General features: G+C 66.8%; 12 protein-coding genes. 8 read left to right on the top strand and 4 right to left on the bottom strand.

The features are described from left to right. Positions 1 to 330 precede the first annotated feature (330 nt). Positions 331 to 555: a glycine zipper 2TM domain-containing protein gene (locus PA01_07605; protein KON81489.1), complete on the top strand. Its 225-nt coding sequence runs from the start codon at positions 331 to 333 to the stop codon at positions 553 to 555. Positions 556 to 685: 130 nt separating this feature from the next. Beyond that, entirely contained in the window at positions 686 to 1,450 is a 765-nt protein-coding gene (locus tag PA01_07600) for a TerC family protein (GenBank protein KON81488.1), read from the top strand. Positions 1,451 to 1,534: 84 nt separating this feature from the next. On the opposite strand, the gene PA01_07595 is transcribed toward PA01_07600, so the two are convergent. Then, positions 1,535 to 1,792, bottom strand: coding sequence for a hypothetical protein (locus PA01_07595; GenBank protein KON81487.1), 258 nt, complete (start codon positions 1,790 to 1,792; stop codon positions 1,535 to 1,537). Between the two features lie 151 nt (positions 1,793 to 1,943). On the opposite strand from PA01_07595, the gene PA01_07590 reads away from it, so the two are divergent. After that, the gene (locus PA01_07590) at positions 1,944 to 3,614 is read left to right on the top strand and encodes a peptide chain release factor 3 (protein KON81486.1); all 1,671 of its coding nucleotides are present in this window, start codon (positions 1,944 to 1,946) and stop codon (positions 3,612 to 3,614) included. Positions 3,615 to 3,656: 42 nt separating this feature from the next. Here the strand turns inward: PA01_07590 and PA01_07585 are convergent, their stop codons facing one another. From PA01_07585 to PA01_07575, 3 genes are all read right to left on the bottom strand, one after another. Continuing rightward, positions 3,657 to 4,331, bottom strand: coding sequence for an N-acetylmuramoyl-L-alanine amidase (locus PA01_07585; protein ID KON81485.2), 675 nt, complete (start codon positions 4,329 to 4,331; stop codon positions 3,657 to 3,659). A gap of 65 nt (positions 4,332 to 4,396) precedes the next feature. Next, positions 4,397 to 7,450, bottom strand: coding sequence for an EAL domain-containing protein (locus PA01_07580; protein KON82373.2), 3,054 nt, complete (start codon positions 7,448 to 7,450; stop codon positions 4,397 to 4,399). Between the two features lie 403 nt (positions 7,451 to 7,853). Then, positions 7,854 to 8,669: an IclR family transcriptional regulator gene (locus PA01_07575; protein KON82372.1), complete on the bottom strand. Its 816-nt coding sequence runs from the start codon at positions 8,667 to 8,669 to the stop codon at positions 7,854 to 7,856. 165 nt (positions 8,670 to 8,834) lie between these two features. On the opposite strand from PA01_07575, the gene PA01_07570 reads away from it, so the two are divergent. The 5 genes from PA01_07570 to PA01_07550 all read left to right on the top strand — a co-directional run bounded on the left by PA01_07570 (position 8,835) and on the right by PA01_07550 (position 13,573). After that, on the top strand, positions 8,835 to 9,797 hold the full coding sequence (locus tag PA01_07570) for an MBL fold metallo-hydrolase (protein KON81484.1): 963 nt from the start codon (positions 8,835 to 8,837) through the stop codon (positions 9,795 to 9,797). 89 nt (positions 9,798 to 9,886) lie between these two features. Beyond that, positions 9,887 to 11,554 carry an FAD-dependent oxidoreductase gene (locus PA01_07565; GenBank protein KON81483.1) on the top strand — a complete coding sequence of 556 codons (1,668 nt, stop codon included), beginning with the start codon at positions 9,887 to 9,889 and terminating at the stop codon, positions 11,552 to 11,554. 12 nt (positions 11,555 to 11,566) lie between these two features. Next, positions 11,567 to 11,839, top strand: coding sequence for a DUF2783 domain-containing protein (locus PA01_07560; protein KON81482.1), 273 nt, complete (start codon positions 11,567 to 11,569; stop codon positions 11,837 to 11,839). Positions 11,840 to 11,996: 157 nt separating this feature from the next. Then, positions 11,997 to 12,548: a VOC family protein gene (locus tag PA01_07555; GenBank protein KON81481.1), complete on the top strand. Its 552-nt coding sequence runs from the start codon at positions 11,997 to 11,999 to the stop codon at positions 12,546 to 12,548. Further along, positions 12,545 to 13,573 carry a fumarylacetoacetate hydrolase family protein gene (locus PA01_07550; GenBank protein KON81480.1) on the top strand — a complete coding sequence of 343 codons (1,029 nt, stop codon included), beginning with the start codon at positions 12,545 to 12,547 and terminating at the stop codon, positions 13,571 to 13,573. The genes PA01_07555 and PA01_07550 overlap by 4 nt, the downstream gene beginning before the upstream one ends. Position 13,574: the final 1 nt, after the last annotated feature.

The raw sequence follows: 13,574 nt of genomic DNA, 5'->3' as shown, positions 1-13,574 counted from the left end.
GCAGCACGGGGCGAAGGATACCGCTTCTACTACGTCGAGGGTATGGGCGGTTGCTTCCGCATTCCGGATCCGCGCAAGCCCAGGCGGCGGCGTGACGAGCACAGGAATGTAAATGTCGATTTCCGAGGCCTGACGCTGCGCGTCGTCGGGAAGCGTGTGTCGAGAGCTTTACGTTGCCGACCTGGGCGCCAGTCGCGGAATTTCTTGTAACAGAATCGGCTGGAAAACGGGAACGGCACGTTTCCGCGGTCCGTCCGAAAACTGAGCGGCGCGGATTGGTGGGCCGATCGGTGCCGTCTGGAAATCTGTTGGTGCAGTCAGGAGGTCATCATGAACATCCGGACCGGTGTTTCGGCAATAGTGCTGGCGATCGCTGCCAGCGGCTGTGCAACGTGGGACAACATGTCGTCGCGTGAAAGGAGTGCCGTGATCGGCGCGGGCGTGGGCGGGACGGCCGGGGCGGTCGCGACTGACGGCGGAGTGCTCGGCACCGTCGGCGGCGCGGCGATCGGCGGCGTGATCGGCGACCAGGTCGGCAAGCGGCGCCAGCCTTGAGGTTTTTACCGCTCGCGCGCAGGCGCTTGCTTCGGCGAACCGCGGGTGTCCGGCGACGGAACCCGCGGTTCGGCATTTTTTACGAGGACGTGTTGTATAGTCGGGCGCCATCGCTCCCGCATGCCACGCCATGATCGAACTCCTGACCGACCCGCAGCTGATTTTCGCTTTCCTCACCCTCACCGTCCTCGAGCTGGTGCTCGGGATCGACAACATCATCTTCATCTCGATCCTCGTCGACAAGCTGCCGCCCGAGCGGCGCGCTTTTGCCCGGCGGCTCGGCCTGTTCCTCGCGATGTTCATGCGTCTGGCGCTGCTGTCGCTCCTCGCCTGGCTCGCCAGCCTGAACAGGGCGCTGTTCGAAGTGTTCGGGCACGGATTCTCGGCGCGCGACGTCATCCTGTTGCTCGGCGGCCTGTTCCTCGTGTGGAAGAGCACCGGCGAGATCCACCAGCTGATGGAAGGCGAGGAGGGCGAAGCGTCGAGCGCGGTCAAGGCGACGTTCGCCGCAGTCATCACGCAGATCATCGTCATCGACCTGGTGTTCTCGCTCGACTCGATCATCACCGCGATCGGCATGGTGGACAACCTCGCCGTGATGATCGCGGCAGTCGTCGCGTCGGTCGGACTGATGATGGTCGCGTCCGGCCCGATCGGCGACTTCGTCTCGGCGCACCCGACGGTGAAGATGCTCGCGCTGTCGTTCCTGATGGTCGTCGGTGTCGTGCTGATCGCCGAAGGCTTCGGCCACCACGTGCCGAAAGGCTACATCTATTCGGCGATGGCGTTCTCGGTCGTCGTCGAGATGCTCAACATCCGCATGCGCAAGCGTGCGGCGAAGCCGGTCGAGCTGCATGAACCGTATGTTCCCGGCAAGGCGGGGGAGCGGGCCTGAGCGAAGCGGCGGGAATCCTGCGCACTCGGCCGGTCGTGGCCCACCGGGGCAGAAGTGCCTCGGTGCCGGGGCGGCGACATGGCGTTACCGCTGGTCGTTCGCGCTGCGCTGTTCGCGCTCCTCGCGCGCGACCGCCGACAGGTCGCGCAGATACCACGCCGCGTACGCGAATCCGGCGACCGCGACCAGCGCCGTGAACAGCAGCGTGCGGTCGAACGGCAGCCCGGCGGCGAGGTTGGCGACGACGACGTAGCCGAGATAGCACGCGGCGACGAGGCCGGCGAGGATGCGGGTGAGGGCGAAGATCTTGCGCTGGCGCAGCGTCGGAGTGGCTCGGGGCATGACGATATCGTCGAATTGCGGGAGGGCCGCATCATCGCAGATTTCCGCAGGCTCGCGCCAATCTGCTGCGATCCGGTAATTACTTGATAGAATTGGGCTTGTCCCCGCCCGGCTGCTCGGCTCGGCGGCTTTGTTTTTTTGCGAACCGACCATGGCCGACACGCCCTCCGCCACGCCCTCAGTGACCCCTTCAGCTGTCCCCTCAGCGACCCCGTTCCCGCCCGAGCTGCTGCGCGACGTCGAACGTCGCCGCACTTTCGGCATCATCTCCCACCCTGACGCGGGCAAGACCACGCTGACCGAAAAGCTGCTGCTGTTCGGCGGCGCGATCCAGCTCGCCGGCACCGTCAAGGCGAGGAAGAGCGCGCGCCACGCGACGTCCGACTGGATGGAAGTCGAAAAGCAGCGCGGCATCTCGGTGAGCAGCTCGGTGATGCAGTTCGATTACGCCGGGCACACCATCAACCTGCTCGACACGCCGGGCCACCAGGACTTCTCGGAAGACACTTACCGCGTGCTGACCGCAGTCGATGCCGCGGTGATGGTCATCGACGCGGCCAAAGGCGTCGAGACGCAGACGATCAAGCTGCTCGAAGTGTGCCGGCTGCGCAACACGCCGATCATCACGTTCATCAACAAGATGGACCGCGAAGTGCGCGAGAGCTTCGATCTGCTGCAGGAGATCGAGGAGGTGCTGAAGATCGACTGCGCGCCGATCACGTGGCCGATCGGCATGGGCAAGACGTTCCGCGGCGTCTATCACCTGCTCGAAGACCGCGTGCTGCGCTTCGCTCCCGGCGAGGAAAAGCGCAGCGAGGCCGAAGTCATCAAAGGAATCGCGAACGCGCAGCTCGACGCCCTGTTCCCGCTCGAAGTCGGCAAGCTGCGCGAGGAAGTGGAGCTGATCCAGGGCGCCTCGCACCCGTTCTCGCTCGGCGACTTCCTCGCCGGCAAGCAGACGCCGGTGTTCTTCGGCTCGGGCATCAACAACTTCGGCGTGCAGGAGATCCTGCAGGCGCTGCTCGACTGGGCGCCGCCGCCGCAGCCGCGCGTCGCAGGCGCCGGCGAGGCGAGCGAGCGCCTGGTCATGCCCGCCGAGGCGCCGTTCTCGGGTTTCGTGTTCAAGATCCAGGCGAACATGGACCCGAAGCACCGCGACCGCATCGCGTTCTTCCGCATCTGCTCCGGGCGCTATTCATCGGGGATGAAAGTGAAGCACGTGCGCATGGGGCGCGAGATGAAGCTCGCGAATGCGCTGACGTTCATGGCGAACGAACGCGTGCTGAAGGAAGACGGCGTCGCCGGCGACATCATCGGCATTCACAACCACGGCCAGCTGCACATCGGCGACACGCTGACCGAAGGCGAGAACCTCGGCTACAAGGGCATCCCGTATTTCTCGCCGGAACTCTTCAGCGCCGCGCGCCTGCGCGACCCGCTGAAGTCCAAGCAATTGCAGAAAGGCCTGCAGGAGCTCGGCGAGGAAGGGGCGATCCAGGTGTTCGAGCAGGAAGGCGGCAACATGCTGCTCGGCGCGGTCGGCCAGCTGCAGTTCGAAGTCGTCGCGCAGCGCCTCAAGGACGAATACAAGGTCGACGCGGTCTTCGAGTCCGCCGACATCCACACCGCGCGCTGGCTGACCTTCCCGGATGAAGTCACGCGCCGCAACTTCGAGCGCGAACAGGGCATGCGGGTCGGCAAGGATGTCGACGGCAACCCGGTGTATCTGGCGACGAGCCGCTACAACCTCGAAGTGACGATGGAAAAGTGGCCGAAAGTCGGTTTCCACGCGACGCGGGAACACGGCGAGAAGCTGAGCTGAACTTCGCGGCGCGTCCGAAAGCGCGCGGCACGACGATTGTCGTCAGCGCCCCGCGCTCAGGCACGCCGCGAGACCGGTCGCGATCTCGCCGGCCATCAGCACTTGGCGGCGCGGGTCGCGCAGCAGCAGCTCCTCGTCGCGGTGCTTGATGACGCCGGCTTCGAACAGCAGCGCGGGCTGCCGCGCGCGGTACAGCACGACGAGATTGTCGTAGAAATGCACCGCATGCTGCCGGTCGGCGTATTCGCGCTGGCGCCCGTTCTTCTGCGTCGGCACGAAACCCGCCCGCTGCAGCCGCGCCCCGATCGCCACCGCACACAGCGTACTGCGCCCGAGATCCGGATTGCGCCGCGACACGAACAGCGAATGCCCCGCCCAACGGTCGCTGTAGCTGTGCGTCTCGCCGTGCGGCTGCCAGTGCTCGAGCTCCCACTCGCCGACCGAATCGTGATGGATCGACAGGAAGAAATCCGCGGCCGCTACCTGCGCCGGGCGCGCCGCGAGGGATTCGATCGCGCCGTCGTCATTCACGAGTTCCGTTCTCACCTCCAGCCGTTCGAGCGCTGCGCTCACCTGCAGCGCGAGGTCGCGGTTGAACTCGAACTCGGTGCGTCCGCGGGCGCTGGTGGCGCCCGGCGCCGCGAGCGTGTGGCCGATGTCGACGGCGACGAGCGGTGCGCGGCCCGGGTCGGCCTGCGCGGGCAGGGTGATCGCCAGCGCGGCGACAGCCAGCAGGCCGGCCGTGCTCGCGCCAGGGAGCGCATCACGCCGGCGCGCGCCGGTCACGACGCCAGCCGGCCAAAAGGTGCCGAGGCGCGGGGCGGTGTCCCGCCGCCCGGTGCGAACAGCCGCTCGAAAACGTCGGCGCTGAGGGGGCGATGGAAAAGGTAGCCCTGCCCCATCTCGCAGTGCCGGTCCTTGAGGAAGGCCAGCTGCTCTTCGGTCTCGATGCCTTCCGCGAGCACCTGCATCCCGAGCGCGTGGGCCATGTCGATGATCGCGGTAATGATCGAGCGCTTGCTGGCCTCGCCGGCGATCCCGCGCACGAAGCTCTGGTCCACTTTGAGTTCATGGATCGGCAGGCGGCCGAGATAGGCCAGGGATGAATACCCGGTGCCGAAATCGTCGATGCTGACGGCGATGCCGCGCTCGGTGAGCCGGGACAACATCTGGCTCGCGCCGTCCAGGTCTTCCATCAGCGTCCCTTCGGTCAGTTCGAGGCAGATCGCTGCGGGTGGCACCCCGCGGCTTTCGAGCAGTTCGCAGACGTGTTCGACGAAATGCGGTTCGCGCAGCTGCTGAGCGACGATGTTGATCGAGATCCGCGGCGGCACGAGACCCTGGCAGCGCCACAGCGCAATGCGGCTCAGCACCTTGGCGAGCACCTGCTCGCTCAGCGTGGCGATCAGCCCGGCTTCCTCCGCCGCGGGAATGAAGCGCCCCGGCGGGACGTCGCCGAGGACCGGGTCGCGCCAGCGCAACAGGGCTTCGGCACCGACCAGCTCGCCGTCGGCGAGCGCGGTCTGCGGCTGATAGACGATCTCGAAGCGGTCGTTGTCGATCGCCGCCCGCAGGCCGGCTTCCAGCGTCATGCGCTGCTGCACCAGGGCCTGCATCTCCGCAGCGAAAAACCGGAGGCGATTGCGGCCCTGTGCCTTGGCCACGTACAGCGCGGTGTCGGCGTTCTGCAGGAGGCCGGTCGCGGTGTCGCCATCTTCGGGGAACAGGCTGATGCCGATGCTGGCGGCTCCGCACAGTTCGTGCCTGCGAATGCAGAACGACCCCGACAGATAGTCGAGGGTGTGCGCCGCGAGGCGACGAATCTCGTCGAGCGTGACGCTGCGCACGATGACGGCGAACTCGTCGCCGCCGACACGGGCCAGCGTGTGGGCGTCGCACAGGCAGCGCCGCAGGCGCTCGGCGACTTGCTGCAGCAGCAGGTCGCCGACGTCGTGCCCGAGCGAGTCGTTGATGCCTTTGAAGTTGTCCAGGTCGATGAGCATCACCGCGAGGCTGTCGCGCCGCCGCCGCGCGTCGGCGATGCAGTCCGACAGGCGCTCCATCAGCAGCTTGCGGTTGGGCAGGCCGGTCAGCGCATCGTGCATCGTCATGAACTCGCCGCCCTGGCGCGCGCTGCTGTCGCCGAAAAGCGCGATGTAGCTCTGCACCTCGCCGTCGGCGCCTTTCACCGCATAGATCGTCAACCACTCCGGAAAAATCTCGCCGCTCTTGCGCCGGTTCTGGATTTCCCCCTGCCAGCGGCCATGCTCGGCCAGGCTGAGCCACAAGCGTTCGTAGAACTCCTTCGAATGAAGCCCGGACTGCAGGATGCTGGGAAGCTTGCCCGCGACGTCCTGGAGGCTGTAGCCGGTGATCCGCGTGAACGCGGCGTTGACGGTCAGGATCACGCCGTGCGCATCGGTGATCATGACCCCTTCGTCGGTGCGCCCCATCGCATCGCCCGCGCTTGGCGCCGGGGCGTGCAGGCCGGCGCGGTCGAGTTCGGTCGCCTGCGTGCACAGCGCAGTGATCCGACCGGCTTCATCGAAGATCGGAAAGCGGACCGTGGCGAGGCGGAGCCGACGGTGGCCGAGGTCGATCTCGTCCGTCGATTCGCTGTGGACGGCCTGCTCGATGGCCTCCAGATCGCGCGCGCGCAGCTGCCGGGCCTGTTCCCGCTCGAACAGCTGCGCATCGGTTCGACCCACGATGTCGGCGGATTTCATGCCGAACACCTCTTCGAAGCGGCGGTTCACGAATTCGTAGCGGCCGTCCAGGTCCTTGAGGGAAACCAGCGAAGCCGACTGGTCGATCATCGTCGCCAGCATCGCCTGCTGGCCGCCCGACTCGCCCGACTCCCTTGCCGGTACCGGCGCGATTTCGGCAGGGGGCGGCGGCTGCGGCGACACCGCGGGCAGCGGGACGGAGACGATGAATCCGAGCAGCCCGACGCCGCGGAAGACCGGCTCAATGCGACTGGCGACGACCCAGTCCGGCAGTTGCGGCGATCCCATCCCGGATGCTCCGCTGCCGACTGGAAGGCTCGTGTCCGCACTCAGCGTCACGCCCCATGCGGCCAGCGCCGGCGCGGCGCGCTCGTTGACCTTGACCAGCCGGCCGCGGCCATCGAAGACGATTACGCCGTCCGCCGCGGACAGCCGCTGCACCGTCGCCTCCAACAACTGGAAGCGCCGCTCCAGTTCCATCTGCGCGAGGCGCGCTTCGATGCTGTTCGCGGTGGTCGCGATCAGCGGCAGGCTGTGCTGACTGTAGTCACGCCTGAAGCCGGAAAGGTCGAGCACACCGAGGACCGATGCGTCCACCGGGTCGCGGATCACGGCCGCGGAGCAGGTCCACCTTTGGACTGCTTCGCAGAAGTGCTCGGACGCATGGACCTGGATCGGCTGCCCGAGGGCCAGCGCGGTGCCGATGGCATTGGTGCCCATGCTCGACTCCTGCCAGTTGTGGCCCGGAACCAGCCCCGCGTGCTGGATCGGGTCGAGCAGGTGCGCGTCGCCTTCGACGTCGAGGATCGTGCCCTCGGGGTCCGCGAGAATCATCACCGTGCCGGTGTGGGCGAGAAATTCCCGGGCCTGGATCATGAACGGAGCGCTGGCCGAAATCAGGCGCTCGTTCCGGTTGCGCAATGCCTCCAGTTCGCCGCGCTCGACCGGTGGGCGCGCACCGCCGCGTTCGGGATCCACCTGCCCGACCAGGCAGCGCCGCCACGAGTCGTCGATCGCAGGGCGCAGCGCGCGGGTCGTGCCACCGAATTGCCCGCTCAGGAGCTTCTCCCATGCGGCCTTGACCTGGAAATTGTTCTCCGGGCGAGACAACGAACTTCCCTGGATTGCTTTTCTCACGGTGTCACCCCGGCCGCTTGACGCTGCCCTTCGACGAGACCTACGGCCTGCCGACGCTTCGGAACCCGCATCATCCCTCGCGCAATTCGAACGCCGTCCGCAGCGGAAATTCCCTTGCTGCCCGGCAGCCTATTGAGAATCGCCGCACGCGCAGCTCCGCCGATATCCGGGCGGGTCGTCGCCGCCGGCGTGGTAAGCACGTCCTGAGTGAAGACGATACATCATCGCGCTGGATTACCCCGTTCGAGCGCGAGTGACGTCAGGCTTTCCCGACCCGGCAGGTCGTCGCAGTGCGGCCGATCATCTCCTCGACACCGATCCCTGCGCCGGGCATGCAACGGTGATCTATGTCACGGCAATTTTGATATTCGGCCGATCAGCCTTCCATCTTCCCCAGTCGTGCCGAGATCGACTCCGCGCAGCTTCGCAGTTTCTCGGCGAGCGGGCCGTGCCAGTCCGGGTCGAAGTTGTCCGCGGCGCCCATCGCAGTGATCGTCAGCGCGATGTGGCCGTTGTGGTCGAAGACCGGGGCGCAGAACGCGTTGATGCCGGGGATCGGCTGGCCGACGGCACGCGCGAGGCGCTGGCGGCGGATTTCTTCGAGTTCGTCGCCAAGCTGTTTTTTCGTCAGATGCAGCGAAGGGTCGCCAGCGCGGCCGAGGTGCGCGAGCTCTTCGGCGATCAGCGTTCCGGTCAGGCGCGCCGGCAGGTATGCGGCGAAGACCCGGCCGGTCGCCGAAGTGACGAGGTTCATCACCGTGCCGACGCGCATGTTCACGTGCACCTGGCGGCTGCATTCCTCGATGCTGACGACCGTCGCGCCCTGGTTGCCCCACACCGCGATCGCGACGTTCTGGCCGATTTCGTCCGAGAGCTTCGCCGCTTCGGGCGTCGCGACGCGCAGCGGGTTGAGGCCGTGCAGCGCCGACAGGCCCATCTGCAGCGCGAACGTGCCGAGCCCGTAACGGCCGGTCAACGGGTCCTGTTCGATCAGGCCGAGCTTGCCGAAACTGACGAGGTAGGGGTGGGCCTTGGCCGGCGGCATGCCGGCGGTGCGGGCGAGCTCCTTGAGGATCATCGGGCCGCCGTGGCGCACGAGCGCCTGCAGCAGCGCGCCGCCGACTTCGATCGACTGGATGCCGCGGCGGTCGCCGTTGCGTTCGGCGGGAGGGGGGGCGATCGGCTCGGCCATCTGCTCGTGTTTCACGGTGGTCTCCTGTGCGGCGCGAATCTTAGCAGCGGGGGCGGCAAGCACATGCTTTCCGCGGGGGGTGAATTTAACAATAGCGAATCGATTGACTAATAACAAATCATCGACTACGCTTTGTCCATCCGCCGCACTTCAAGGAGTCCGTTCATGAACACCAAGGTTTTCGCTTCGCAAGCCGACCTCGAAGAAAAGCGCATCAGCTTCGAACAGCTCTCCGAGCATGCCTGGGCCTACACCGCCGAAGGCGACCCGAACACCGGCATCGTCGTCGGCGACGACGGCGTGATGATCATCGATGCGACCGCGACACCGGTGATGGCGCAGGGCGTCATCGCGAAAGTGCGCGAGATCACCGACAAGCCGATCAAGTACGTCGTGCTGACGCATTACCACGCGGTGCGCGTGCTCGGCGCGTCCGGCTACAAGAGCGAAGGGCTCGAGCAGATCATCGCCAGCCGCGACACCTACGACCTGATCGTCGAGCGCGGTCAGCAGGACATGGACTCCGAGATCGGCCGCTTTCCGCGGCTCTTCAACGCCGTCGAGAGCGTGCCGGGGCTGACCTGGCCGACGATCACGTTCACCGGCGAGATGAGCCTGTGGCTCGGCAGCCTCGAAGTGAACATCCGGCAGGTCGGCCGCGGCCACACGAAAGGCGACACGGTGGTGTGGCTGCCGCAGGACAAGGTGCTGTTCTCCGGGGATCTCGTCGAGTTCGACGCGGCGTGCTACACCGGCGACGCGTATCTCGCCGACTGGCCGGCGACGCTCGACCGGCTGGCGCAATTCGGCGCCGAGAAGCTCGTCCCCGGACGCGGTCCGGCGCTGAAGAACCCGGAGCAGGTCGCGCAGGGCATCGCCTATACGAAAGCGTTCGTGACGGCGCTGTACCGCAGCGCGCAGGAAGCGGTCGCGCAGGGGATGGACCTGAAGGCGACGATGGAGCTGACGCGCCGCAACATGGATCCGCAGTTCGGTCAGGTGTTCATCTACGAGCACTGCCTGCCGTTCGACGTGACGCGCGCGCACGACGAAGCGTCCGGCATCCGCGACCCGCGCGTCTGGACCGCCGAGCGCGACCAGCAGATGTGGCACGCGCTGCAGCAATAAGCCGCACCCCCGCCCCGACAGACGACAGATCGGTGACCGCCCGCAGAAGGCGGCGCCGGCCGAGCAAAAGCAGAAGAGGAGGAGCACCGGTGCTCAGCACGTACAACTATCCGAAGTTCGAATACCGCAGGCCGCCGGAACTTGCCGGGCAGCGCGACGGGCGCTATCCGGTCGTCGTCGTCGGCGCGGGCCCCGTCGGGCTTGCCGCGGCGATCGACCTGGCGATCCAGGGCACGCCGGTCGTGCTGCTCGACAATGACGACACGGTGAGCATCGGCTCGCGCGGCGTGTGCTACGCGAAGCGCGCGCTCGAGATCATGGACCGGCTCGGCTGCGCCGAGGAGATGGTGCAAAAAGGCGTGTCGTGGAACGTCGGGCGCACGTTCTTCCGCGAGGAAGAAGTGTTCAACTTCAACTTGTGCCCGCAGCCCGACCACCACCGCCCGGGCATGATCAACCTGCAGCAGTACTACCTCGAGGAATACCTCGTGCGCCGCGCGCAGAGCCTGCCGAACATCGACCTGCGCTGGAAAAGCAACGTCATCGCCGTCGCCGACGAGGGCGACCGCGTCGCGCTACGCGTCGAGACGCCCGACGGCGCGTACTCGCTCGACGCCGACTGGCTCGTCGTCGCCGACGGCGCGCGCAGCCCGATCCGTCACATGATGGGGCTGGAAGTCGAAGGCAAGATCTTCATGGACCGCTTCCTCATCGCCGACGTCGTCATGAAGGCGGATTATCCGGCGGAGCGCTGGTTCTGGTTCGACCCGCCGTTCCACCCGAACCAGTCGGTGCTGCTGCATCGCCAGGCCGACAACGTGTGGCGCATCGACTTCCAGCTCGGCTGGCACGCCGACCCGGAAGAGGAGAAGAAGCCCGAGAACGTGATCCCGCGCATCAAGGCGATGTTGGGCGACGAGCGCGAGTTCGAGCTTGAATGGGTCAGCGTGTATACGTTCCAGTGCCGCCGCATGCACGAGTTCCGCCACGGCCGGCTGCTGTTCACCGGCGACGCCGCGCACCAGGTGTCGCCGTTCGGCGCGCGCGGCGCGAACTCGGGCATCCAGGATGCCGACAATCTGGTGTGGAAGCTGAAGCTCGTGCTCGACGGCAAGGCGCCGGCTACGCTGCTCGACACGTATTCGGAAGAGCGCGTCGCCGCTGCCGACGAGAACCTGATGAATTCGACGCGCTCGACCGATTTCATCACGCCGAAGAGCGCGGTCAGCAAGACGTTCCGCAACGCGGTGCTCGGTCTGGCGAAGGACTACCCGTTCGCCCGCGCGCTGGTCAATTCCGGCCGCCTGTCGGTGCCGAGCTTCCTCACCGAGTCGAGCCTCAACACGCCGGATAATGATGCCTTCGCCGGCGTCATGGTGCCGGGCGCGCCGATGGACGATGCGCCGATCGAGACGGCGGGCGGCGAGCAGTGGCTGCTGCAGGCCACCGGCAACCGCTTCCAGCTGCTCTACTACGTGCCGGATGCGGCGGCCATCGCGCCGGCCGATGTGGCGGCCCTTGCCGCGCTGGCCGACGCGCCGGTGCCGGTCGAAGCGCTCGTCGTCGCCGAGCGCGGCGCCGCGCCGGGCGGCCTGAAGACGCTGATCGACAGCCGCGGGCGCATCCGCGAGCGTTACGATCTGCAACCGGCCACGACCTACCTCGTGCGGCCCGACCAGCACGTCGCGGCCCGCTGGCGCAGCTTCGACGCCGGCCTCGTGCGCGCCGCGCTCGCCCGCGCGACCTGCAACGCCTGAAGGAGTGGAAACATGAGCCTCAACACCGATTCGAACTTCTTCACACCCGGCAAGCGCTATTTCCGCGCGTTCAGCCCCGGCGACGACTTCTATGAGGCGCTGATCGAGACGCACCGCGACCTCACCGCCGAGCAAAGCGCGATGGTCAACGCGCGGCTGATCCTGCTGCTCGCGAACCACATCGGCGACATCTCGGTGCTGCGTGCGGCGATGGCAATCGCCCGCGACGGCGTCTGGGCGCGCAACGGGAGTGAGTGGGCCTCGAACGCATCCCGTTCGCCCTGAGCATCAAACGCATCCCGTTCGCCCTCAGCCCTTCGACTTTGCTCAGGACAGGCTGGTCGAAGGGTGGTGGCGGGGCTTCGACAGACTCAGCCCGAACGGTATTTGATTGCCGGCCCCGAACGGTATTTGACTGCCGGCTATTCATTGGAGACGAACAATGCTGATCAAGAAGATCCACCACGTCGCGTACCGCTGTCGCGATGCGAAGGAAACCGTCGAGTGGTACGAAAAGCACCTCGGCATGAAGCTCGTGCTCGCGATCGCCGAGGACGAAGTGCCGTCGACGAAAGCGCCCGACCCGTACATGCACATCTTCCTCGACGCCGGCCAGGGCAACGTGCTGGCGTTCTTCGAGCTGCCGACGAAGCCGCCGATGGACCGCGACCGCAACACGCCGGACTGGGTGCAGCATCTGGCGATGGAAGTCGAATCGATGGAGGTGCTGCTCGCGACGAAGGCGCGCCTCGAAGCGGCCGGCATCGACGTCGTCGGTCCGACCGATCACACGATCTTCAAGTCGATCTACTTCTTCGACCCGAGCGGCCACCGGCTCGAGCTCGCGGCGAACACCGGCACCCCGGAAATGCTGCAGAAGCTCGACGCGGTCAAGTGGGACATGATCGAGGAATGGTCGCGGACGAAGCGCGCGCCGCAGCACGCGCGCTGGATGCACGACGGCAGCATGAGCGGGGAAGGGGGCGCACGATGAAGCTCGCGACTCTGAAGCAGGGCGGGCGCGACGGTACGCTGGTCGTCGTCAGCCGCGACCTCACGCGCTGCCAGCCGGTCGCCGCGATCGCGAAGACGCTGCAGGCGGCGCTCGACAACTGGGAGGCCGTCGTCGACGACCTCGAGCTGGTCTACGACCTGCTCAACCACGGGCGGCTCGGAAAGTTCGGCCGGCACGTGATCCCGTTCGACCCGGCGCAGTGCCATTCGCCGCTGCCGCGCGCGTACCAGTGGGCGGACGGCTCGGCGTACATCAACCACGTCGAGCTCGTGCGGCGCGCCCGCGGCGCCGAGCTGCCCGAGTCGTTCCACACCGACCCGCTGATGTACCAGGGCGGTTCGGACAGCTTCGTCGGCCCGCGCGACGACATCGTCGCGGCGAGCGAGGACTGGGGCATCGACTTCGAGGCCGAAGTCGCGGTCGTCACCGGCGACGTGCCGCTCGGCGCCTCGGCCGACGAATGCGCGCTGAAAATCCGCCTGCTGCTGCTCGTCAATGACGTCTCATTGCGCAACCTGATTCCGGCCGAGCTCGCGAAAGGCTTCGGTTTCTTCCAGTCGAAGCCGGCCTCGGCGTTCTCGCCGGTCGCGGTCACGCCCGACGAGCTCGACATGGCGTGGCACGACGGGCGCGTGCATCTGCCGCTGCGCGTGACGCACAACGGCCGGCTGTTCGGCTGCCCGAATGCAGGCGTCGACATGACGTTCAGCTTTCCGCAGCTGATCGCCCATGTCGCGAAGACGCGCGAGCTCGAAGCCGGCTCGATCATCGGTTCGGGCACCGTGTCGAACAGGCAGGGCGGGCTGCATGGCTCGAGCATCGAAAACGGCGGCGTCGGCTACTGCTGCCTCGCCGAAGTGCGCACTTACGAGACGATCGAAACCGGTGCGCCGAAGACGCCGTTCATGCGTTTCGGCGATCGGGTGCGGATCGAGATGCTGACCGCCCGCGGCGAAGACGTGTTCGGCGCGATCGAGCAGACGGTCGTGCCGCTCGCGCGCTGAC

The sequence above is a fragment of the Azoarcus sp. PA01 genome, from assembly GCA_001274695.2.
GTDB lineage: Bacteria > Pseudomonadota > Gammaproteobacteria > Burkholderiales > Rhodocyclaceae > Aromatoleum.
Note: the sequence above shows the minus strand (reverse complement) of the source record. Positions and strands in the feature narration are given on the sequence as shown.

Bases quoted from the DNA above. Each gene is read 5' to 3' on its own strand.
- PA01_07595 (KON81487.1), bottom strand. From the start codon at position 1,792: ATGCCCCGAGCCACTCCGACGCTGCGCCAGCGCAAGATCTTCGCCCTC.
- PA01_07555 (KON81481.1), top strand. From the start codon at position 11,997: ATGCTGATCAAGAAGATCCACCACGTCGCGTACCGCTGTCGCGATGCG.
- PA01_07575 (KON82372.1), bottom strand. From the start codon at position 8,669: ATGGCCGAGCCGATCGCCCCCCCTCCCGCCGAACGCAACGGCGACCGC.
- PA01_07590 (KON81486.1), top strand. From the start codon at position 1,944: ATGGCCGACACGCCCTCCGCCACGCCCTCAGTGACCCCTTCAGCTGTC.
- PA01_07605 (KON81489.1), top strand. From the start codon at position 331: ATGAACATCCGGACCGGTGTTTCGGCAATAGTGCTGGCGATCGCTGCC.
- PA01_07560 (KON81482.1), top strand. From the start codon at position 11,567: ATGAGCCTCAACACCGATTCGAACTTCTTCACACCCGGCAAGCGCTAT.
- PA01_07550 (KON81480.1), top strand. From the start codon at position 12,545: ATGAAGCTCGCGACTCTGAAGCAGGGCGGGCGCGACGGTACGCTGGTC.
- PA01_07570 (KON81484.1), top strand. From the start codon at position 8,835: ATGAACACCAAGGTTTTCGCTTCGCAAGCCGACCTCGAAGAAAAGCGC.
- PA01_07600 (KON81488.1), top strand. From the start codon at position 686: ATGATCGAACTCCTGACCGACCCGCAGCTGATTTTCGCTTTCCTCACC.